General features: G+C 69.4%; 22 protein-coding genes. 7 read left to right on the forward strand and 15 right to left on the reverse strand.

Annotated elements, in window-relative coordinates:
- Positions 1-43: 43 nt before the first annotated feature.
- The 11 genes from LG379_RS12415 to LG379_RS12465 form a co-directional block, all read right to left on the reverse strand.
- A complete protein-coding gene (locus tag LG379_RS12415) occupies positions 44-322 on the reverse strand; it encodes a metal-sensitive transcriptional regulator (RefSeq protein WP_225754825.1) in 279 nt (92 codons plus the stop codon).
- Between the two features lie 74 nt (positions 323-396).
- Positions 397-3,174: a heavy metal translocating P-type ATPase gene (locus LG379_RS12420; RefSeq protein WP_225754826.1), complete on the reverse strand. Its 2,778-nt coding sequence runs from the start codon at positions 3,172-3,174 to the stop codon at positions 397-399.
- A 627-nt stretch (positions 3,175-3,801) separates the two neighbouring features.
- Entirely contained in the window at positions 3,802-4,392 is a 591-nt protein-coding gene (locus LG379_RS12425; RefSeq protein ID WP_225754827.1) for a class I SAM-dependent methyltransferase, read from the reverse strand.
- 305 nt (positions 4,393-4,697) lie between these two features.
- Entirely contained in the window at positions 4,698-5,348 is a 651-nt protein-coding gene (locus LG379_RS12430) for a DUF305 domain-containing protein (protein ID WP_225754828.1), read from the reverse strand.
- A gap of 33 nt (positions 5,349-5,381) precedes the next feature.
- Entirely contained in the window at positions 5,382-5,780 is a 399-nt protein-coding gene (locus LG379_RS12435; protein WP_225754829.1) for a four-helix bundle copper-binding protein, read from the reverse strand.
- Between the two features lie 355 nt (positions 5,781-6,135).
- Complete coding sequence (locus LG379_RS12440) at positions 6,136-7,065, reverse strand: ATP-binding cassette domain-containing protein (RefSeq protein WP_225754830.1); 930 nt, start codon at positions 7,063-7,065, stop codon at positions 6,136-6,138.
- A complete protein-coding gene (locus LG379_RS12445; RefSeq protein WP_225754831.1) occupies positions 7,062-8,234 on the reverse strand; it encodes an ABC transporter permease in 1,173 nt (390 codons plus the stop codon). Before LG379_RS12445 ends, LG379_RS12440 begins: the two co-directional genes overlap by 4 nt.
- Positions 8,231-9,352 (reverse strand): ABC transporter permease, encoded by a 1,122-nt coding sequence (locus LG379_RS12450; protein WP_225754832.1) that lies wholly within the window; start codon positions 9,350-9,352, stop codon positions 8,231-8,233. Before LG379_RS12450 ends, LG379_RS12445 begins: the two co-directional genes overlap by 4 nt.
- Before the next feature lie 842 nt (positions 9,353-10,194).
- The gene (gene lnt / locus LG379_RS12455; protein ID WP_370634509.1) at positions 10,195-11,820 is read right to left on the reverse strand and encodes an apolipoprotein N-acyltransferase; all 1,626 of its coding nucleotides are present in this window, start codon (positions 11,818-11,820) and stop codon (positions 10,195-10,197) included.
- A complete protein-coding gene (locus LG379_RS12460; protein ID WP_225754833.1) occupies positions 11,795-12,022 on the reverse strand; it encodes a DUF2933 domain-containing protein in 228 nt (75 codons plus the stop codon). The genes lnt and LG379_RS12460 overlap by 26 nt, the downstream gene beginning before the upstream one ends.
- 17 nt (positions 12,023-12,039) lie before the next feature.
- Positions 12,040-12,321 (reverse strand): hypothetical protein, encoded by a 282-nt coding sequence (locus LG379_RS12465; protein WP_225754834.1) that lies wholly within the window; start codon positions 12,319-12,321, stop codon positions 12,040-12,042.
- A 362-nt stretch (positions 12,322-12,683) separates the two neighbouring features.
- Here LG379_RS12465 and LG379_RS12470 point away from each other — a divergent pair, with 362 nt between their 5' ends.
- The 4 genes from LG379_RS12470 (at position 12,684) to LG379_RS12485 (ending at position 16,036) form a co-directional block, all read left to right on the forward strand.
- A complete protein-coding gene (locus LG379_RS12470; RefSeq protein WP_225754835.1) occupies positions 12,684-13,316 on the forward strand; it encodes a DUF305 domain-containing protein in 633 nt (210 codons plus the stop codon).
- A gap of 175 nt (positions 13,317-13,491) precedes the next feature.
- The gene (locus tag LG379_RS12475; RefSeq protein WP_225754836.1) at positions 13,492-14,310 is read left to right on the forward strand and encodes a prolipoprotein diacylglyceryl transferase; all 819 of its coding nucleotides are present in this window, start codon (positions 13,492-13,494) and stop codon (positions 14,308-14,310) included.
- Complete coding sequence (locus LG379_RS12480) at positions 14,310-14,714, forward strand: hypothetical protein (protein ID WP_225754837.1); 405 nt, start codon at positions 14,310-14,312, stop codon at positions 14,712-14,714. Before LG379_RS12475 ends, LG379_RS12480 begins: the two co-directional genes overlap by 1 nt.
- Positions 14,715-14,935: 221 nt before the next feature.
- Complete coding sequence (locus LG379_RS12485; RefSeq protein ID WP_225754838.1) at positions 14,936-16,036, forward strand: YibE/F family protein; 1,101 nt, start codon at positions 14,936-14,938, stop codon at positions 16,034-16,036.
- A gap of 121 nt (positions 16,037-16,157) precedes the next feature.
- Here LG379_RS12485 and LG379_RS12490 read toward each other — a convergent pair whose 3' ends face one another.
- The 4 genes from LG379_RS12490 to LG379_RS12505 all read right to left on the reverse strand — a co-directional run bounded on the left by LG379_RS12490 (position 16,158) and on the right by LG379_RS12505 (position 19,487).
- Complete coding sequence (locus LG379_RS12490) at positions 16,158-17,039, reverse strand: potassium channel family protein (protein WP_225754839.1); 882 nt, start codon at positions 17,037-17,039, stop codon at positions 16,158-16,160.
- 519 nt (positions 17,040-17,558) lie between these two features.
- Positions 17,559-18,185: a peroxiredoxin gene (locus tag LG379_RS12495; protein WP_225754840.1), complete on the reverse strand. Its 627-nt coding sequence runs from the start codon at positions 18,183-18,185 to the stop codon at positions 17,559-17,561.
- Positions 18,182-19,162 (reverse strand): cytochrome c biogenesis CcdA family protein, encoded by a 981-nt coding sequence (locus LG379_RS12500; protein ID WP_370634511.1) that lies wholly within the window; start codon positions 19,160-19,162, stop codon positions 18,182-18,184. Before LG379_RS12500 ends, LG379_RS12495 begins: the two co-directional genes overlap by 4 nt.
- A 16-nt stretch (positions 19,163-19,178) precedes the next feature.
- A complete protein-coding gene (locus tag LG379_RS12505; RefSeq protein ID WP_225754842.1) occupies positions 19,179-19,487 on the reverse strand; it encodes a glutaredoxin in 309 nt (102 codons plus the stop codon).
- Positions 19,488-19,639: 152 nt separating this feature from the next.
- On the opposite strand from LG379_RS12505, the gene LG379_RS12510 reads away from it, so the two are divergent.
- From LG379_RS12510 to LG379_RS12520, 3 genes are all read left to right on the forward strand, one after another.
- On the forward strand, positions 19,640-20,347 hold the full coding sequence (locus LG379_RS12510) for a response regulator transcription factor (RefSeq protein WP_225754843.1): 708 nt from the start codon (positions 19,640-19,642) through the stop codon (positions 20,345-20,347).
- Between the two features lie 44 nt (positions 20,348-20,391).
- Positions 20,392-21,456, forward strand: a complete 1,065-nt coding sequence (locus LG379_RS12515) for a cell wall metabolism sensor histidine kinase WalK (protein ID WP_225754844.1) — start codon at positions 20,392-20,394, stop codon at positions 21,454-21,456.
- A gap of 480 nt (positions 21,457-21,936) precedes the next feature.
- Entirely contained in the window at positions 21,937-22,149 is a 213-nt protein-coding gene (locus tag LG379_RS12520; protein ID WP_225754845.1) for a heavy-metal-associated domain-containing protein, read from the forward strand.
- Positions 22,150-22,206 lie beyond the last annotated feature (57 nt).

Consider the following 22,206-nt stretch of genomic DNA (forward strand, 5'->3'; position numbering starts at 1 on the left):
ATCGTGTCTTCCCTTCGTCGCTTGCTGGCTCCGGGGTGACGCCCTAGCTCCGCACGAGCCGGGCGATGGCGTCGGTGGCTTCCTTGAGCTTGGCGTCCTTCTCCTGCCCACCGGCCTGTGCGGCGTCGACCAGGCAGTGGCTCATGTGGTCCGCGAGCAGTCCCAGCGCCACGGCCTGCAGTGCACGTGAGGCGGCAGAGACCTGCGTGAGGATGTCGATGCAGTACTTGTCGTCTTCGACCATACGGGCGATCCCGCGGACCTGGCCCTCGATGCGGTGCAACCGGACCAGCAGGTCCTGCTTCGGGTCGGTGTCGGTCATCACGTCCTCCTGCCGGAAGGTCCCCGGGGCGCCGCGGCTGTCACCTCCCGCGACGCCCCGGGGCTTCACCGGGGTCACGGCGCCACGGCGGTGGTGTAGCGGGCGGGGTCAGCGCGGAAGCTGTCCGCGCAGTGGTCGGAGCAGAAGTGGTAGGTCTGGCCCTCGTGCTGGGCGGTGCCGGCTGCCGAGGCAGGGTCGATCCTCATCCCGCAGACCGGGTCGGTCACCTTCTGGGGCTTGTCGGACATGGCGTGCTCCGTTCCGTCGTGAGCGTCGTTCCCTATCTCCACCACCGGGTCGGTGGCGGCGACCTGGACGGCCTCGGGCAGCGGCCGTGGGGTGAAGGTGCGCAGGCGGTTGGCGTTTGCGACCACCGACAGCGAGGACAAGGCCATGGCCGCCGCGGCGATGATCGGGCTGAGCGTCCAGCCCAGTGCCGGGTACAGCACACCCGCCGCGATCGGGATGCCGATCGCGTTGTACATGAACGCGAAGACCAGGTTCTGGCGGATGTTGCGCATGGTGGCCCGGGACAGGTCGACCGCGGTGACCAGACCGGAGAGCGCACCGGAGATCAAGGTGATGTCGGAGGACTCGATCGCCACGTCGGTGCCGGTGCCGATCGCCGATCCGACGTCCGCCTGGGCCAGGGCCGGTGCATCGTTGATGCCGTCCCCGACCATCCCGACCACACGCCCCTCGGCCTGGAGCCGCTGCACCTCGGCCGCCTTGTGCTCAGGCATGACCTCGGCCACGACGCGCGTGATGCCGACCTGACGAGCGATCGCGGCGGCGGTGGCCCGGTTGTCCCCGGTCATCATGATCACGTCGATGCCGCGCATCTGCAGCGCGGCGATGGCGACCGCGGAGCCTTCCTTGAGGGTGTCGGCCACGCCGATCACGCCGGCGAACCGCCCGTCGACGACCGCGAACATCGGGGTCTTGCCGTCGGCGGCGAGGCGGTCCGCATCGCGGGTCCGGGCGGTGACACCGACGCCGTCGAGCAGGCGCCTGTTCCCGACCAGGACCTCGCGGCCCTGGACCAGGGCGCGGACGCCTTGACCGGTCACCGCGTCGAAGGCGCTGGCCTCCGGCAGCTGGATCCCGCTGTTCAGAGCGCTGGTCACGATCGCCGCCGCCAACGGGTGCTCGGAGGAGCGCTCCACCGCCGCGACCAGGGTGAGGAGCTCGACGTCGGTGAACCCGCCTGCGGGGAGCACGTCGGTCAGCGCCGGGGCGCCCTTGGTGATGGTCCCGGTCTTGTCCAGCACGACGGTGTCGAGCTTGTGGGCCGACTCCAGCGCCTCGGCGGAGCGGATGAGGATGCCGGCCGTCGCACCCTTGCCCGTGCCGACCGTGATCGACAGCGGTGTTGCCAGCCCCAGGGCGCAGGGGCAGGCGATGATCAGTACGGACACGGCCGCCACCAGCGCGAAGACTGAAGCCGGCGGTGGGCCCACCAAGGCCCAGATCACGAAGGTCCAGATCGCGATGCCGATGACCGCCGGGACGAAGTAGCTCGAGACCCGGTCCACCAGACGCTGGATGGGCGCCTTGGAGCCCTGCGCCTGGCGCACGAGGCGGATGATCTGCGCCAGCATCGTGTCCGCACCGACCTTGGTCGCGGTGTACCGGAAGGCCCCGGTCTGGTTGATCGTCGCGCCGATCACGGGGTCACCCGGGCCCTTGGTGACCGCGATCGGCTCACCGGTCACCATGGACTCGTCGACCGCGGACGCGCCCTCCACCACCTCCCCGTCGACGGGAAGCTTCTCCCCGGGCCGGACCACCACCACGTCCCCGACGACGACCTCGTCGAACGGCACCTCGAGCTCGTCGCCGTCACGGATCACCCGTGCGGTCCGCGGCTGCAAACCGATCAGCGTCCGGATCGCCTCCCCGGTGCCGGCCTTGGCCTTGGTCTCCAGCAACCGGCCCAGCAGGATCAGCGTGATGATCACCCCGACGGCCTCGTAGTACACCTCCCGGGTCTCCTCAGGCAGCAGCCCCGGGGCGAACGTCACCACCAGGCTGTAGCCGAAGGCTGCGATGGTGCCCAGCGTGATCAGGGAGTTCATGTCCGCGGTGCGGTGCGACAGCGCAAGCCAGCCGGTCTTGTGGATGGGCCAGCCGGTGTAGAGCATCACCGGGGAGATGAGGACCATCTGCAGCCACGGGTTCATCAACGCGTCAGGAACCCACATGGCATTGAAGAGCTCCATCGCCATGACCGCCACCAGCACCGGCAGGGTCAGCACCGTCCCGGCGACCACCCGACGACGCAGGTCCGCGATCTCGGCGGCACGCTCCCGCTCCTCGGAATCCGCATCCTCGGTCACGGCGGGCGGCTGCTCGGGGCGCGACGGCTCGTGCCCGGCCGGACCGCGCGTGGATGCACCGTCGTCGAGGGCGCTGTCGCGGCCGGCCAGCCGCTCAGCGAGCGCAACACCACCACCACCGGTCCCCGGCTGGGGCGACTCGCTGACGACTCGTACCCGCCCGTGCAGCATGTTCATCCCACACGCGAAGGCGTACTCCCCCGGCACAGTCGACGTGAACTCCACGGCGGTCGTCGCGTACGCAGGTAGACTTTGGTTGATCTTGAAGTCCGGGAGCAACACGCGAGACGAGCAGTCACCGCTCTCCTGCCGGTCGAACACCAGGCGCACCGGAACACCGGACACGACCTCGACGAGGTCAGGGCTGTAGCCGCCGCGCACCGTGACCACGACCTGCTGCAACCCATCGGCGACGTCAGCGCGCCTGGACTTCTTCGGACCGAAGAAGTACCACCCCAGCAGCGCCGTGAGGACGACACCACCCACAACCACTGACAACTCGAAACCGCTCATCTCGGCACCTCCGCGGACTCGGTCGACTTCGGGGCGGTCAACGAGAACCCAGCGTCCTCGACCACTGCCTGCACAGTCCGGCGCTCAGGGGTCGAGCCAGCGAGGACAACCAAGCGGGATGCACCACCGGCGACAAGTTCGACCCGGACCCACCGCACTCCGGCCAACGAGCGAACCCGCTCCATCAACAAGGCCAGGCAGGCGCCACACGTCAGACCCCAGACCCTGTAGCTCTTCCGTCTCACTGCGCCACCTCCATACCCCTGGTCGGTATCTCCAGGGGACGCCCTCCACGTCTTGGAAGCCCCATCGAAGCGATGAAGGTCCGATGAAGAACGGACGGCCGGACAGGTGAGAGCTGACCCCGGCCCCCGGTAGGGGGCTGTCGAGAGATCGAGGCCGGGCCGGTAGCCCGTTTCGAGTGAGTGAGCGGACGACGCGGTGGCCGCCAGGCGCGTTCGAGGAGCGGGCACCTTCCGGAGATCGGACCGGTACGCGAGCCGGCCGGTGGTCACGCCTTTCGAACCCAGGACAGGTGGGCCCTCGGCGACATCGCCACCGTCGAGTCGCTGTTCTCGATGCCACCAGCCGCGCCGCCGGCCAGATACGTGCAGGCCGTACTTGCTGTCAGGGAAGACGGATCGCCGTGAACCGGACCAGGTGTTCCCGGGCCGAGATGTCCAAGTGGTCCAGCCTCAGTCCGACGCTCTCGAACACGGTCAGTAGTTCGCCGGTGGACACAAGTCGGTGAGGCGAGCGATCGACCCAGTGCACCAGGCGGGCCAGCATCGTCCGCGTCAGGTCGTAGCCGACGAAGACGCCGCCTGGACGAAGGACCCGAGCGACCTCCGCGACCGCCGTCTCCCAGTCGTGGAGATGATGGAGCATCAGGTAGCTCGTGACACAGTCGAACGAGCCATCCGAGAACGGCAGAGCGGTCGCGTCCGCCTGCCGAGCCTGCGCATTGGGCAGTCGACGCAGCCGCTGCCGCGCCGACGGCACCATGACCGGGTCGATGTCGGTCGTGGTCACACCGCTGCTCGGGAACAAGCGGGCCAGCTCCGCGGCCATCGTCCCTGTCCCGCGACCGATGTCCAGGACCTCGCCGTCCACGCGCAGGCCCCGCACGGTCCACGGCAGGACATGTCGTCGAGTGAACCAGTCCCACAGCGTGTTCCGACAGACCACCCGCTCTAGCCGCGACATGGCGGGCATCATCAACCTCCTCGACACGACGATCGTCGAGCCGTCGTCGGAGAGCGACCGATGAGCGATGCGAGGCGTGGGTGGGCCGTGGAGTCGGCCGACCGGCATGCGGGCCGGAGAGGGGACGAGATCGGCTGTGCTTCCTCCGTGCAGCAGACCGCGGCCACAAGCCACCCGACCCGGTGCCGCACAGTTGCGGTGCCGGCGTTCATGCCCCCCGGCGGTGACGCCTCTGAGCCGCCGCCCAGGATCCCTTAGCGCGTGCTCAGCGCGTGCTCATTCCTTCTCGGGCGCAGGCGCTGCTCCATGCTTCGGACCTAGTCCGTCGTGCAGGTGCGCTCGGCCACAGCCGGGAAGTCCGGGACCTGACGCGCCTGAGCTTGCTCAGTCGTCGTCGCCGGGCCATTGCGCTCGATGTCCTGGATCAGCCAGTCCATCTCGTCGATCTCCCGGCGCTGCGCCTCGCTGATCTCCACTGCCAGCTCGCACACCCGCACATCATCGATCTGCGCCCGCTCGGAGCGGGTGATCGCCAGGGAGTGGTGCGGGATCATCGCACTCATCCACGACTGGTCCTGCACGGTGACCTGACTGCGGTCCAGGGCCACGCCCGTACCCAGCAGCAGGACGCTCGCGACGACGACGGCGACATTCGCCTTGGTGCTCTTGTACATGTTGAGCATCCAGGCGAACATCACCAGGCCCATGGCCCCACCCATGGTCAAAGCCATGAAGAGCCGCGACTCGCTCCAGCGCACATGGTCCCACTGGTAGGTGCCGACGAACATCGTGGCGTACATGACGACCATCCCGGTGAGGATCATCGCCGCGAAACGCAGGTACATCATCCGCATCTGGCGCTGCTGGTCCTGCGCATCCTGCTGCTGGTCCTGGTCGACGTGCTGGTCCTCGTTCGGCTGCATGAAACCCGTCCCTTCAGTCTTGTCGGAGCCGATCAGGCGGCGCACGTGCCCCCCGGGCGCGTGCGCCGCCGTTCGCCGTCAGAGGGCATTCAGCAGCTCGGTGCAGGCTTCCTCACAGGCGCGGCACGCGTCGGCGCAGACTCGGCAGTGCTCATGCATCCCGGCGTGCTGGGAGCACTCGTCCCCGCATGCGCGGCAGGCAGCGATGCAGGCCTCGAGGTGCGCGCGGGTCAGGTTGGCGTCGTAACCGGTGTGCCGGGACAGGATGCGCGCGGTGGCCGCACAGCTGTCCGCGCAGTCCAGGTTGGTGCGGATGCACTTGCGTAGATCAGCGACCATCTCTTCGCTCAGGCACGCGTCGGCGCAGGCGGTGCACGCTTGCGAGCACTCCACGAGCGCATCGACGACGCGCGCCAGGAGCTGGCGGTCGAGGTTGATCTCGGCTGGATAGGTCTCCATCATCTCGTTCGTCTTCATCGTGTCTCCTCGGGTCGGTCGGACGGCGGCTGCCATATGCCGTCGATGACCTCTCGACGCTATGGACACGCTCGACGGCGCGCACGCCGAGGAACCATGACGACGATGAAGATCCGATGAAGCCCGGCGGCATACGCGGCGCCCGCGGAGACAATGAGGTCCCCGTCCGCGGACGGTGGACCGTGGCCGTGGAAGGTCACGGACAGCCTCGAGATCCCCGTCGTCGAGCGCACCGACTTCCATCACCGACGCCAGCACGGCGCGATCGAACTCATCCCACACGCCAGGACGAGGCCAACCACTACCCCGGGCTACGGTCGGTGCGTCAGGGTGCCTCCGCTGAGCCCGGGGCGGTTCACCCGAAGCTTGCGGCGTTCTCGACGAACTCGCGCTTGCAGCCTTCGGAGCAGAACCAGATCCTCCCGCCTTGCCCGTCGACGTGGGCGCCGGTGGTTTCGACCGCCATCCTGCAGACAGGGTCGACTGCCATCGAGGTGAGGGGGCGGAACTGCCCGTCCTCCAGCCACAAAACGCGGTCGGCAATCTCGCGAAGGCGTTCGTCGTGGCTCACGATCACGACCGAGCAGCGGTCTTCACGAGCCAGGCTCCGGAGCAGGCGAGCGAGGTCCCGGCCGCGGGAGGCGTCGAGGTTCGCCGTGGGCTCGTCGGCGAGCAGGACGGGTGGGTCGTTCGCGAGCGCGCGGGCGACGGCGACTCGCTGTTGTTCGCCTCCAGACATCTGCGACGGGCGCGCGGTCGCCCGGTGGGCCAGGCCGACCCGGTCGAGCAGCTTGGTCGCCCGGTGGCTGGCAGCTGCCCCTGTCGTGCCGGCGAGGTTTGCCGCGACGGCGATGTTCTCGGTGGCGGTGAGCGCGTCGATGAGGGCGTAGTCCTGGAAGATGAATCCGAACGTGTGAGAGCGCAATGCCGGGAGCTGCTTCTCGGGCGCGGTGGCGATGTCCGTCTCTCGATGGTCGCGGTAGCTGACCATGATCGAGCCAGAGCTCGGGCGGAGCAGTGCCCCGAGCATCAGCAGCAGAGTCGTCTTGCCCGACCCCGATGGCCCCATGACGAGCAGCACCTCACCGGAGGCGACGTCGAGGTCTACAGAACGGACCGCGGCAACAGCGGTATCGCCGAGACCGTAGGTCTTCGTGAGCCCTCGAACCCTCAGGACCGGTACCCCGCCGGCTGCTGCCGGAGCAGCCTGGGAGGCTCCCGTCGAGCCCGAGCCCGCTGCGGCTCCGGAGCCGATGGCGGCGCGGGTGCCTTCGAAGGTGTTCATCGGGTCTCCCGGAAGGCGGTCGCCGCGTCGATGGCGGCGATGCGTCGGAGCGGCCACAGGGCGGCGATCAGACCGACCGGGAGCGCCGTGGCAGTGGTCTGCGCGACCGCGGTTGCCGTGATGGTCACCTGGACGGCAGGAGCCGCCGTCGGAAGAAGCCAGGCAAGTGCCAACGCAGCCGTCGTGGCCACCGCCGAGGCCAGGACGACGGTCAGGACGACTTGCATGGCGACCGCACCGGCGAGGCGCGGGGTGCGGGCGCCGAGGGCTTTCAGCACGGCGAAGTCCCGCAGCCGGTTCAAGGTGGCGGTCATCAGCCCGAGAGCAATGACAGCGAGCGCGATGACCAGCCCGATGGTGGACATCAGTCGGAGCAGGTCGGCGCTCATGTCGGTGACGACGCGCGCCTCGGACTCAGCGAACCGCTCCCGGCTCTGCACGGTGACTCCGTGGACCTCTGCCCGGATGCGGTCGGCCACGGTTCTCGGGTCGGCACCTGCGTCGAGGCCTGCGAGCACGTAGGAGACCCGGTCGTCGTGGATGCGAGCGAACTCGGCGCGGTCCACGAACACGGTGGTGTTGGTGATGCTGCTGCCGCCGGTGGAGAACCCGACGGCACGCACCGGCATGCCCATCACCGTGAACCGGTCTCCCAGGCGGATGCCGAGCCGCTCCGCAGCCTGTTCGTCGAGGATCGCCTCCCCGGCGCCTGGGGCGCGGCCGGCCACCAGCCCACTCGGGCCACCGCGACCTGCGCGGGTGTCGTAGCCGATCAGGTATGTCAGTTGGCGCCCCTGAGGTCCGCCTGCAGAGCCGGAGGCAAATGCGATCGGTGCGGCCCAGGCAACGCCCGCCACTTGGGCGATGCGCGCGGGTGCGTCGCCTGGGAGCGTCGAGGCAGACATGTGCATCGTCCGCACCCCGGCCTGCGAGACGAACACGTCGGCCGGCGAGGTACGGATGTAGTACGTCACCCGGTCGACGGCGCCGGCGAAGATGCCACCGAGGACAAAGACAAGCAGCAAGGACGCCGCCACGCCGAGGACGGTCAACGTGGCGCGCCGCCGGTCCGCAAAGAGGAAGCGCCGCCCCACAGGCACAGATCCGGTCCGGCGTGACCGCCGGGTCCGGCTTGGCGGCGGCACCGCAGGGACGGACGTGGTGGTCATCGTCCGCTCCGGAATGCTGAGGCGGCATCGAGCCGGCTGAGCCGGTGCACTGGCAACCATGCCGCTAGCACCGCCATCACGGCCGCTGCAGCGGCGGTCTGCGCCATCGTGCGGGCGGTCAGCAGGACGGGGAAGGCTGGCCGCCACCACGCGAGGATCTCCCTGGTGAGCACCAGGAGGACGACGGCGGCGAGCGTGCCGAGGACCGTCAGGGTTACCGTCTGCGCCACGGCGATCCGCCGCAGTCGCGCTGGGGTAGCGCCGAGAGCCTTGAGGACGCCGAGGTCGCGTTCCTGCTCGGTGACGCGGGTGTAGGCCACGAGCGCGACGATGAGGGTGCCGGCGACGAAAGCGACCCCGACCATGAGCCGGACCGGCGAGCCGTAGATGTCCGTGGCGAGCTGCAGCGACGCTTCCCTCAGCTGTGCCGGAGTCCGCACGGAATACCCCTCGGCCCGCAGACGTGCTGCGACGGCTGCGGGTTCGTCGGTGGTGACGAGAACCGCGCCGGTCGTGCCGGTGGCCCCCAGCATCTGGTCCATGCCGGAGGTGCTGGTGAACAGCAAAGGGGTCATGAAGAGGGCGGTGTCGTCGGTCAGCCCGACCACGTTCATCTGGTGTCCGAGGATCGGCAGCAGGTCGCCGATCTCGATGTTGTGCTGGTCGGCCCACAGGACGTCCACGACCACCTCGTCGGCGGCCCGAGGAGCCCTACCGGCGCTGAGCGCCCACGGGCCGCCCAGACCACTGGTGGGATCGAAGGCGACCGCGGCGACGGCGGCTTTGCCGTGCGGCAGCTCGAGGATCTGGTAAGCCGTCCGCAGTGGCGCTGCTGCCGTCACGCCCGGTGTCTGGGCGACGCGGTCCACCGTGGGTGCGGGCAACACACCGGGGTCGGCGAAGAGGCTGCGGGTGCCGGCCGGGACGACGACCAGGTCGGCACCGAGGTGGTCGTCGTAGGTGGTGACGCGGTCCTGGACGCCGACCCAGAGGCCGGCGAGCAGCAGCATCAGCATCAGTGCGAGCCCGATCCCACTGGCACCCGCCGCTGTGAGCACCGGACGGGAGATGAGGAAGCGACGGCTTATCGGGACCGGTCCATCGCTGCGGCGTGTCATGTCGGCTCACGTTCCTAGGCCGAGTATCGACTCGGGCTCGTACTACCGCTGTCGACCGTGTCGGGGGCCGCGCCCTCTGCCGCCGCTCCGACCAGCAGGAGGATGCCCACCACAGCGCCCAGCCCCGCCGACAAAGGTGCGACCTGCTCGCTCGGCGGGAGTGATGTCGATCCTCCAAGGGCTGCTCACGACGACCCTCCACCTTCCCGCAGACCAACCGGGCCCACCGTCAGCGTCCCGCCCACGGGTGAAGGTGACCGCGGGGATGGTGTGAAGGTTCGTTGAAGGCAAGGGCGACCGCCGAGCGCACCTTCGACAGCCGATCGCCGGCCGCGGAAGTTGACCGCACCTTGAGCCCGCGTCAGTGCGCCCTTCACGACGACCCGTCACGATGGAAGCATGATCGTCGAGCGCATCCTTCAAACACCGCCGCCGCGGGCGGCGAGCGCTCGCGAGCCTCACCGCACGGCCTCGACCGCGGCAACCGGTGTGCTGGGTGCGGCGAGCGGTGTGGCTCCCCACGTCTTGCATCACGTCGGGCCTCTCGTCGGCACAGCCGTCGTCGCAGGCGCGGGTGGAACGGTGCTCTTCGGTGTCCTCGGGCTCGTTGCCTCCGTGCCGTTGCTGCTCAGGCTGAGGCGTCGATTCCGCAGCTGGTGGGCCCCGAGTTTGGCGTTGCTCCTCTTCTCGGCGCTCTTTCTCTTCTCGTCCTTCGTTGTCGGACCTCTCATCAGCGGCGCGGAAGAGCGACCCGTGACGGTGGACTCACCGGCCCACGACTCTCACCACAAGTTAGCGTCGCCGGCAGCGGGACCCGCTTGACATGACGGCCCCGCTTGGCGTCACGCCCTTCCGCCCCCTCCGCGCAGTCGAGACCGGCCGAAGGCGGCGGTGGCCAGAAGCGTCAGCGCGGCAGCGTCGATCATCCCCGTCGGCCAGGCACCGAGGCGGTCCGCCAGGGTCAGGGTCGTCCGGAGCGGCAGGTCCGCAATCATCTGATCGCTGGTGAACAGCGCGGTGCGGTCGAGGACCGCACCGTCCGGCGCGATCACGGCGCTGACGCCCACGGTCGACACCTGGACGGTCGCCCGGCCGTGCTCGACGGCGCGGAACCGCGACATGGCCAGCTGCTGGGTCGACTCCTGCGTCAGACCGAAGGAGGCGTTGTTGGTCGGGATGACGATGAGCTCGCCGCCGGCGACGACGGACTCGCGGATGAGGTCGCCGTATGCGACCTCGAAGCAGATCGCGGTGGCGACCCGGACCGGCCGACCGAGCGCGGCGATCGGCACGTCGAGCACACCCGTCGCGCCGCCGGCGGCCATGTCGGTGGTGACCCGGTCGACATCGGGTGAAAGTCGCCGGAAGAAGTCGCGGCACGGGATGTACTCACCGAACGGCACGGGCCGCTGCTTGGTGTAGGCGTCGGTGCCACGTGAACCAGGTGGCCACACGAGGTAGTCGTTGTACCGGGCGCGGTCGGCGAACCGCTGGGTGCCGAGCAGGATGGGGGCGCCCGCGTCGCGGGCGATCGAGTCGATGGCACCCGCGAGCTCGTCGTCCGTGCGGGGGTCGATGTCCGAGGCGCTCTCCGGCCAGACGACGAGGTCCAGGGCTCCCACCCCGGCGTCGCGCAGCAGCGCGCGGGTACCCGCCACGTGGTTTGCGGCCACCGCCCGTGCCTGTGAGGTCGCATCGGCGCCGCGGGTGGGAACGTTACCTTGGATCGCACCCACGACCAGGGTCCCGGACTCCGCCGCCGTGGGCGTTGGCACCAGCGACGGGGCGAACGTGAGGACGACGGCGGTCGCCAGCGGGGTCGCGATCCGACCGACCGGGGCGCGGCACAGCCAGCGCGTCGCACCGACGGCGAGGAGCGCACCGATCGCGGCAGTGACTGCGCTGACCACCGTCGTGCCCCCGACCGACGCGAGCGGCATCAGGGGACCGTCGGTCTGGGAGAACGCGAGAAGTCCCCAGGGGAAGCCACCGAAGGGGACCCGCCCACGGAGCTGCTCGATCGCCGTCCAGAGGATCGCCACGACGGCGACCTGCACCAGGTCATGCCGGGCGACGAACCGCGTACGGCGCACCGCGACCCATGCCGCACCGAAGAGCCCCACGGCGGTCGACTGCAAGGCGGCGAGCGCGATCCACCCGATGGGCGCTCCCACGGCTGCGTCGGCCCACCAGAGGTGTGGCAGGAAGAACGCGAGTCCGAAGACCGCAGCAGTGATGAAGCCGCGCGGGATCGAGTCCCGCCGCAGCGCGAGGACCAGCAGCGCCATGCCCACGTACGCCATAGGCCACCAGGACTTGCTCGGGAACGCGGTCTCGGTGACTAGTCCGCCCAGGGCCCCCGTGCACAGAGCCGCCCATGGCGGGAGGGCGCGCCATGGACGGCTCTGAGCGACCGGAGGTGCCGGCGAGGCGCGACGACGCTCAGTGGTGCTGGTGCTCAATGGCACCGTCGCGGTCCCTCACCTCGGTGTCCGGCCGGTCCTGAGCGGCACCCTGACCACTGTGGCCTGCGTGACCGCGGCTCATCATCCACATCATGCCGACCATCATGAGCGGGCAGACCAGCAAGATCGCCCACAGGCCGGCGTTCCCCACGTCGACGCCTGCGACCAGGAGCGCGGCGAAGATGACGGCTCCCCCGATCAGCATGTGCTTCGAATGACCTTTCATGGTCTTCCTCCCGTTGTTGTCGCGGACTGCGCCGCGAGCTCCTCCCGGACGGCCCGGTAGGTCGCCGGATCGATGTCACCGGCGGCCAGGCGCGCGTCCAGGATCGAGCGTGCGTCCGCCACAGGCTGTGCCGGGAAGAGTCGACTGACACCCCACACGACGACCACGACGACGACGACCCAGAAAGCAATCATGGACAGCCAACCGCCGGCGCCCATCTGGCCGCACCAAGGACCCATTGCCGTCTCCACCTGTTCCCGAGGCGCCGGGGTCGGCACCTGCAGCCACCCTCGCCGAGTCGGATCAAGAACCCGCACCTGTCCCGTGAAGACTTGCTGAAGGTCAAGACGTGGTGCCTCGTTCACGTACGGCGAAGCGCCCTCGACCGTGGCTCGTGGCTTGAATCGTCGGCCCGCCTACCGGCTCCCCGGCGTCCGGGATGCTGGCCCACCAGTCGGCCACCACGCCTTGGCAGTGATGTGTGTGTGTCGCTCAACCCCACGGCGCCTTCATCGAACCTTCATCGGCCGTGGTGGGGATCGCGGTCCTCCGTGACGCAGTCTGAGGAATGTTCCAGGCCCGTTCGAGCCCATCACAGAGGGATCACCGTCCGGCCACTGACCCGAGGAGCCCACTTCCGATGACTCACGCACGCCGCTCGTCCCGTGCTGCCGCAGCGGCCACAGCGTTCCTGCTGACACTGACGCTGGCCGCATGTGGCAGCGCAACGGTCGATGAGGAGACCGCACCGACCGCCCCGTCCCCGTCGCCTGCAGCCCAGGACGCCGCGGCGGCCGAGGTCTACAACGACGCCGACACCGAGTTCGCCCAGATGATGATCGTGCACCACGAGGGTGCGGTGGAGATGGCCGAGCTCGCAATCGAGAAGGCCGAGGGCGACGAGGTCCACGCCCTTGCCCAGCGCATCGCCGCCGCGCAGGGCCCGGAGATCGAGGCGCTCACCGGCTGGCTCGACGCGTGGGGCCAGGAGCTGCCGGGCGAGATGGACATGGGCGGCATGGACCACGGTGCGATGCAGATGGACGGGATGGATCAGGAGACGGTCATGGCCGAGCTCTCCGGTCTGTCCGGCAGCGACTTCGACCGCCGGTTCCTCGAGGTGATGGTCGAGCACCACCGCGGTGCGATCGAGATGGCCGAAGAGCACCGGGGCGAGGGCGAGAACGCTGAAGCCCTCCGCCTCTCCGGGTCGATCATCGACGCCCAGACACTGGAGATCACAGAGATGGAGAACCTGCTCCGCGGTCTATGACCGGATTGCTCCGGCGCCGTCCCACCCGCGAGCGCTTCGCTGCGCGCCGTTCTTCATCGAGCCTTGATCGCCCGCCGCGTGATCCTTCATCACCCCAGGAAACGCTGGAGGCGTCCGCAGCGAGGGGCGCGCACCCGGCGCGCCACCGACGGACCCACCGGCGGGAACTCCACCGATGCAACCTGTCCTCTTCTCCGTCCTGGGCCTGGACATCCAGACCTACGGCCTCAGCAAGGCGCTCGCCGCAGTGGTCGGGGCATTCCTCCTGGGTCGCGCCTTCCAGCGCCGCGGGTACAGCAAGGACGTCGCCCACAGCCTGGTGCTGTGGGCGACTGTCGTCGGTTTCGCGGCCGCGAAACTCTACTACCTCGCCGAGCAGCTGCCCGACGTCACCGCTCACGACTTCGCCGGCACCGGGTTCACCTGGTACGGCGGGCTCCTGGGCGGCGTCGCAGCGGCGCTGGTCGTCGCCCGGCGCAACGGCCTGCCCATCCCCGACGTCGCCGGCCTCGCGGCCGTGCCGTTGACAGTCGCGTACGGCATCGGCCGACTCGGCTGCCTGCTGTCCGGTGACGGGACCTACGGCAGGCCCACGGACCTGCCCTGGGGCATGGCCTTCCCGAACGGTGCGGTCCCCACCGACGTGCCGGTGCACCCCACTCCGTTGTACGAGGCGCTGGCCGCCGTGGTGATCGCACTGCTGCTCACGCGGTTCGCGCGCCACGTCCGCCTGCCGGTGGTCTTCGCCGGGTACCTCGTGCTCAGTGGTGCTGCCCGCTTCCTGGTCGAGAACCTGAGGATCAACGACTCCGCACTCCTCGGCATGACCCAGCCGCAGCTGTGGGCGCTGCTCAGCATCGCCGTCGGGCTCGCCGTGATGCTCAGCGCTGCGCGCGCAGAGGCGCGGTCGCGACCGCGCAGGGGCGGGCCTCCGGCCGGCGCAGGTGGGACGGTCCTCGAGGGGTCCGAGGCTGCGGTTGCGGGCGGGCGGTGATGGACACCGGCGTCATGGCCCGGGTTCTCACCGGTCGCCGCTCGCTCGCCCGCCGGGACACCTGGACCCGGGAGGAGCTCCTGGCATTCCAGCAGCACCGTCTGGAGGCCGTGCGCGTCCACGGGTTGCAACGGTCACCGTTCTACCGACGCCAGCTGACCGGTCGGGAATCGGCACCACTGAACGATCTGCCCCCGGTCTCCAAGGCTGCCCTCATGGCCCAGTTCGACGACGTCCCGACCACGCGCGACATCCGGCTCGCGGATGTCGAAGGGCATCTCCGGGACCTGACCACGACCGATGGTGACCCGGGGCGACCGCTGCATCACCGATGGTGGACAGCTGCGACCGCGGGCACGACAGGGCGCCGCGGCGTCTTCCTCTGGGACCGGCGAATGCTGTGACACCACGCCCAGGGGTCATGCCCAGCGACGGCGCGCACGATGTGACCAGCCGCTCTGACGGTGCAGCCGGGGGTGCGCCTGTCGCACAGAGGAGGCGTCGGCGGTTTCATCGCACGACGCTGGTCCTGGCGACGCTCCTGGCCCCGATCGCCGCTCTGACGGGCCTCGGACTGGGAGAGTTCTGGCCCACCGACGACCCGCCGGCGACAGGCGTCGTCGCGGTGGCCGCCGAGTACCCCCAGGCCGAGGTCGTCGATGCGTCCAGCGAGATGTGTGGCGGCTCGAACGAGGACCGCCGACCGGACGGGTCCATCCCTGCGGAAGTGGACTGCACCCTTGTCACCGCACGGGTCACCACCTCCGACGCTGTCGGGCAGACGGTCCAGGTCTGGGCCCCGGCTCTGATCCGCCCGCAGGACCTCGCGCCCGGGACCACGGTCGTCCTGGTCAGGTACCTGCAGACCGCTGACGAGCCGGAGGCATGGGCGTGGTACGACTACGCCCGCACCGTGCCGCTGGGGGTCCTGGCTGTGTTGTACGGGGTCGTCGCCGTCGCCGGGATGCGGGGACTGCGCGCTCTCCTCGGTCTGGGCTTCGCTTCGGTCGTCATCGCCGTGTTCGTGCTTCCGGCTCTCCTCCAAGGCAGCGATCCGCTGCTCGTGGGGCTCACTGGCTCCTCCGCGATCATGTTCGTCGTCCTGTACCTCGCCCATGGACTCTCACGACGGACGACAACGGCACTGCTGGGCACCTTCGCCGGGCTGGGCGCGACCGCAGTGCTCGGTGTGGTCGCGGCAAGGTCGGCACGGATCAGCGGCATCTCGGTCGAGGAGAACTATCGCCTGGCGCAGCTGACCGGGAACCTGGACGGCACAGCACTGCGCGGCCTGTTCCTGGCCAGCGTCGTACTGGCAGGCCTGGGAGTCCTGAATGACGTGACGATCACTCAGGCCTCCGCCGTCTGGGAGCTGCGTGCAGCGGACCCCGATGCGGGTGTCGGCGACCTGTTCTCGCGCGGCATGCGTATCGGGCGTGACCACATCGCCTCCACGGTGTACACGATCGCGTTCGCCTACGCCGGCGCAGCGCTGCCCGTCCTCCTCCTCGTCCAGGTGTACCGCCTGCCGGTCATGCAGATGATCGGGAGCGGAGAGTTCGCCGAAGAGATCGCACGCACCCTTGTCGGCTCGATCGGGCTGGTCCTCGCCATCCCACTGACCACGATCATCGCTGCACTGGTCGTCGCTACCGAGCCCGAGCGCCGCGGCCGCCACACTCAGCCAGGCAGTGGGGGGCACGGCCACTCCCACGCCGGTCATTGAGCGGACCTCATGCAGCACCCGGAACAACGCAGTTCGTTGACTCCTGCCAAGGGTTCCGCCCCGACGGCGGCGAGCAGTTGCCGCGAGCGGCCTGGCGACCTGGCGCCGTTCGCCTCTGGGCTCATCTACCGGCTGATGTGCAGGAGCCCATTCGGGTGGCGTATGTCGTGAACACCGCTGGTAGGTCGTCCTGGCCCGTGTCGAGGTGCTCCGCGAGTCTCATGGCGAGCGAGTCGGCCGCTCGGGCGAGGGCGGTACCGGCGAGCCGCACCTCGCGGTTGTCCGACCGCTGGGCGGTCTCGGCCAGTTCGTAGGTGTAGGGCACCGTGCAGGCGATGTTGATGCTCGGGTCCGCTTCAACAAAGTAGAACGTCTCGGCGTACTGCGTCAGGTCGACTCGGACTTGCGCCAGCCCTTCTGCGACGCCTTCGATGAGGCGCGCGCCGGCCTGGTCGTTGCCCTTGATCGCTTCGTGCAACCCTGCGTCGCGCAGGTTCGCAATCCGCTGTGCCAGGGCCCGACGTCGAGTCAGGGCGGGGTAGAGCTGCAGGACCCAGGTGGCCGAGGCGGTGAGCAGAGCGAAGCTGATCAATGCTTGGAGGGGGGTGAGGACACGCAGCCACGAGGTCGTGGGCACGATGTCCCCGAAGCCAAGGGTCGCGGTGGTGACCAGCGACAAATAGACCGCGTCCACCAGCTCGGTGCCGCGGCCCGGTGACAGTCCCGGACTGTAGCTGAACGAACCTGGCAGGTGCGGCCAGTACGTCAGGGCGCCGCCCGCCACCACCAGAGCAAGCCACGTGCTGATGATCACCGCAACCGCAGCCGGCCCGGCAAGTTCTCGGAGCTCCGGACTACGGCGTCTGAAGACCCGCCAGACCACGCGACTCAGAACGCCGCTGAGCCCCCCCTGGCCGGTGGGGTGCCACAGAGTGTGGAACACGTCGCGCAACGCGAGCACAATCAGCAGGCCACCGGTTACCGAGATCAGTCCACGCAACATGTGCTCCTCCTGTGGTTCGGGCCCTCGCAAGTCTCGGCCGCGGGGCGATGCCCCTCAACCGGTGACCGTGCCACGCACGGCAGGTCCGGGAAGATCACCTCCCTTGACTCGATCGGTGTTCATCGGCCGAGGGCTGGAAGCCGAGAGCCGTTCCCCGGGAGCGTCCTCCTCGCTCTCTCGGGAGGGCCGCCCTGCGGCCGAGGCCTCGTGGTTGTCCGTGCGCGGATGACGCCGACTTCGGTCCGCAAGCTCCGCGGGTCGTCGCTCGCACCGGGGACACACGTCGGTCCGACCCGCACGGGGTCGGACCAACTGTCAGGTGGCGGCTCGTGGTCGTCTCAGTGCGCGGACCGACCACCCCCGCAGCACGCGTGGCTCTTCGCACTCGTCGCTTCGGCCTCCGGCTCAACCTCGGAGCCGTCACTGACCTTTGCGGCGCGGCAGCACTCGCCGGTCTCCTCGGTACAACAGGTGCTCATCGCACTGTCCTCTCGTTCGCAGATGAAGAATGTCGGTGGCTCACAGCCGGCTCTGCACCTCCTTGAGGAGGTCTTGCGGCGCGAGCCACATGGACGGGTAGTTGCCGTACCACTGCTGGACGCCCTCGGCGTCGATCAGGATGAACCCGTGACCGGGCAACCCTTCGTGCATCCCGGTGCCGAGCGTGCCGTACTGCTCCGACACGGTGCCGTCGTCGAGGAGGAAGTCCGCGGTCACGCCCAGGCGTGCTCGCTCGGCGTTGATCTGCTCTGCGGTGTTCATCACGATCGGCAGCACGGTGATCCCCGCTTCCGCGAAGGCGGGATCCTTCTCGATCTCGGCCATCTGCATGAGGCAGGAGTCGCAGCCGGCGCCCTCGTTGAAGTAAAGGACAACCGGCGAGCCCCGCAGTGAGGACAGGGTCACCGTCTGTCCGCTCGAGGTCGGGAGAGTGAAATCGGGTGCGACGCGGGCCTCGGATGACATGACCGGTCGGGAGGAGATGAGCGCCGCTGCCACAAGGGTGACGACGATGACAAGCGCGGCACCCCATGCGGCCAGGCTGATGCGGTGCCGGCGTTTGGCGACAGCTTCCTGCGCGTGGCGAATCTCGTCGAGCATCTGCTGGCGCTCGGCCAAGCGTCGCGTCGCTGTTCCGGATGTCATGGGACCACTTCTTCCTCGGTGGCGGTGCTGTGGCAGGTGGGTGCACTGGTGCTGCTGGGAACGTCATCCACTGCGGCCTCGCCGTCAGAGCCGTGGGTCATGGAAGTGACGTTCGCCGCCCCGTGCCGCTGTCGGCGACGATCAGCGAGAGTGACCCACACGAACGCGGTCGCCACTGCGAGCAGACCGAGTCCGAGCACCGGCTCGGGGACGGGGCTCACCCAGGTCTGAACCGCCAGGAACGCGTTGGTCAGAGTGCTCGCGGCGACGTCCTGCGCTTCGGTCCCGCCGGTCATGTCCGTGTCACCGGCGAGGGCGATGACGAAGGCACCCATGACGACGAACCCGACCGACACGGCGATGTTGAGCGTGTTCGTGACGATCGTGCGTCCGGCGATCCGGAGTCGGACCGGGCGCGCCCGCAGAGCCTTGCGCTCCCCGAGCCGGGCCTTGTCCCAGATCAGGGCCATGACGAACAGGGGGAAGACCATGCCGAAGACGTAGGCGAGGCCCAGGGCGAGGCCCCCGACGGCCGAGCCGGACAAGACCGAGAGGGTCATCACGCCGGCCAGGACGGGTGCGCAGCAGCTCGAGGCGATTCCGGAGAACACCCCGAGTGAGAAGAAGCTGGCGCTGTCCCCGCGTGAGGTGTCGGGAGCGCGCAAGAAGCTGGGCAGCGACCACATGGTGCCGGAGAAGGACAGGACCGCCAAGGCGAACATCAGCACGCCGCCGGCGATGTAGAGCGGGACGTGGTACCGGGCGATCGCACCGGCCAGCAGGCTCATGCCGAGGGTGATGGGGACCAGGACGACAGCCAGACCCGCAGCGAAGATAAAGGTGAGCGGCAGCAGCCGCCAGCGGCGGTTCTTCACCGCGCCGGCCAGGTAGCTGGGCGCCAGGAACACGATGCAGCACGGCGCGAACAATGCGACCCCGCCGGCGAGGAACGCCGCCAGGATGCTGCCCGTGGTCAACAGCTCGGCGCCCACCTCACACGCTCACGGCGGAGGCGGACGCGCTCGGGAGTACGCGGCCGGTCAGCAGCTTGACCAACTTCTTGCGCGGCAGTCGGCCCGAGCTGAAGTACGCACCGTCGACCACGACGAGCGGGTTCATCGCGGGCCGGTGCTGCGCGACGAGCAACGCTCCTTCGGTCGACTCCAGCTCCACGACCCGTACCGTCAGGGGCCACCTCTGCCCGAGGTCAGCCAGGGCGTCAACGGCGTCTTCGCAGAGGTGGCACGCCGGCGCATGGACGACGGTCACGTGGACCGGCGCGGACTCAGGTGGCGAGGTCATGGAGGTCTCCAGAGGCAAAGGGTGGTCGATCCCCACCAGGTTCCCGACGTCGTGCTGCGCCCCGGTCTTCGTTCGATCAACGTTCGGTGAATCCGCGCCGGACGTCGCCCTGAGCGCCCGCCCGGTGCGCGGTCCACCCGCACAATGGGCGCATGCCATCTGAGACGATCCGCCGCGCCCTGGTCATCGACGACGAACGCGCGCTGGCGTCAGTCGTCGCCAGTTACCTGGAGCGGGACGGTTTCGAGGTGCACCTCGCCTTCGACGGGCCCGAAGGGCTGGACTCGGCCCGGTCCGTCGACCCGGACGTCGTCGTCCTCGACCTGGGTCTGCCGCGCATGGACGGCGTGGAGGTCTGCCGTCAGCTGCGGACCTTCTCCGACTGCTACGTCGTGATGCTGACGGCGCGAACCGATGAGATCGACACACTGATCGGGCTCTCGGTCGGCGCGGACGACTACATCACCAAGCCGTTCAGCCCACGTGAGCTGATGGCCCGGATCACAGCACTGCTGCGCCGTCCGCGCCGGGCGGAGGCCACGCCCGCGTCCGCAGAGCCGTTGACCCTGGGCGACCTCACCGTGGACCTCGAGTCGCGGGAGGTGCACCTTGACGGCGCCCTGGTGCCGTTGACCAGGACGGAGTTCGACGTCCTGAGTACGCTCGCCAAGAGCCCCAACCGGGTGTTCAGCCGACGCGCCCTCATCGAGGACGTGTGGGGGGCGACTTGGGTGGGGGACGAGCACCTCGTCGACGTCCACGTGCTTCACGTCCGACAGAAGCTCGGTGACACCGTCGCCGAGCAGCGGTTCATCCGCACGGTCCGTGGCGTCGGCTACCGGGTCGGGCCGGGGACATGACCGAAGACGGTTGGTCTCCGGGCCCCGGCCTCGGGGGTCGGCTCATGGCAGCGCTGGCCCTGGTGGTGCTCGCGGGCGGGCTGACTGCGTGGCTCGTGGCGGGAGCGGTCGGCCCCGTCGTGTTCCACGCGCACATGCTCGAGGCCGGTTTGCGCGAGGAGACGCCCACGGTGCTCCACGCGGAGGCGGCCTTTCGTTCGGCCAGCGCATTGGCGCTGACCATCGCTCTTGGCGCATCCGTCCTGGCCTCGCTGGCGGTGAGCGTGTTCTTGACCCGTCGCATCGCCACCTCGCTCGGTGCCCTGGCTGCGGCGGTCACCCGGATCTCCACGGGTGAGTTCGACGCGCGCGTCGCCAGCCCGAAGTTGGGCGCCGAGTTCGAGCAGCTCGCCCAGGCGTTCAACGACATGGCCGACCGCCTGCATGACAGCGATGCCCTCCGTCAGCGACTACTGGCCGACGTCGCCCACGAGGTGCGCACACCGGTCGCGGTCATCAACGCCTACCTCGAGGGCGTCGAGGACGGCGTGGAGAGCCTGACGCCGCAGACCGTCGCGGTGCTGCGTGATCAGGGATCCCGCCTGACGCGGCTCGCCGACGACCTGGCGGCCGTCACACGAGCCGAGCGCGGCGACCTCGGGCTGGTCCGCCACGCGACGACCGCCCGCGATCTTGTCGAGCGGGCGTACACGGCTGCTCTGGAACACTTCGCGGCGCGCGGTGTCGCACTGGACGTCGCCATCGACGACGACCTGCCGTCCGTGGCCGTGGACCCAGATCGCATGGGTCAGGTTCTGGGTAACCTCATCGACAACGCGCTTCGCCACACCGCGACAGGGGGACGAGTCGAGTTGAGCGCGCAGCTCAGCGAGGAAGGTGCTCTCTGTCTGGCCGTAACGGACAACGGTGAAGGCATCGACCCGTCGCACCTCCCCCACGTCTTCGAACGGTTCTACCGAGCCGACACCGCGCGCGACAGAGGCCACGGCGGCTCGGGCATCGGCCTCGCCATCGTCCGGGCGATCGTCGCCTACCACGGGGGCCGCGTGAGCGCCCACAGTGACGGCCGCGGCACCGGTGCGCGCTTCGAGATTCACCTGCCCACCTGACGAGCCGGGCCACGCGTGCCCCAGGAGCGTCTTGGTTCGGCTCACGGCCTTGTCGCCCCCACCCCCACAGCGTGACTCGGCGCCACGCGATCCTGCCGACCCACCTGCCTGGCGTGCGGGCCGGCCCCGGCGGCGCAGGGACGCCGGCCGCTCGGGGCGAGGTGGTCCCTCGGATCTTCTTCGCCACCTTCTCAGGGGCGGACCATGTGCCGCCGCCGCATCCTCGACCTCGGGGACGCCGGGATGGCCGCCATGGCACCTTCTCGAGCGTGAACTGCCGCCGCGGTCCCGGAGAGATGGCTCTCGACCGACGGGGAGCGTCGACGCGGACCGCGGCGCCTTCATGAAGAGATGCTGAAGATGCCCTGGCACGGGCCCTTTGCCCGCAAGTTGTGCCTGCCCCGCCGGTTAGCGTTCGGGCGCCCCGGGGCGTCGGTCGACGCGCGGGCGCGAACCTCTCCTCCGACGAAGGGCACCGCCATGAGCATCACCTACGACGTAGCGGGCATGACCTGCGGGCACTGCGTCGCGTCGATCACCGCGGAGGTGTCCAAGGTGGACGGCGTGCAGGCCGTGCAGGTGGACCTCAAGACAGGGCGCGTCACCGTTACCAGTGAGAGACCGGTGGACCCCGGCCTCGTCGCGGTCGCCGTCGACGAGGCCGGGTACGCCGTCACCGGGTTGAGCTGGTGACCGGCGGGGCCTGGGCCCGCCTGGGTGCCTATGCGGTGGCGCTCGTGCTGGTCTTTG

The organism is Actinotalea sp. Marseille-Q4924 (genome assembly GCF_916618755.1).
Taxonomy (GTDB): domain Bacteria; phylum Actinomycetota; class Actinomycetes; order Actinomycetales; family Cellulomonadaceae; genus Actinotalea.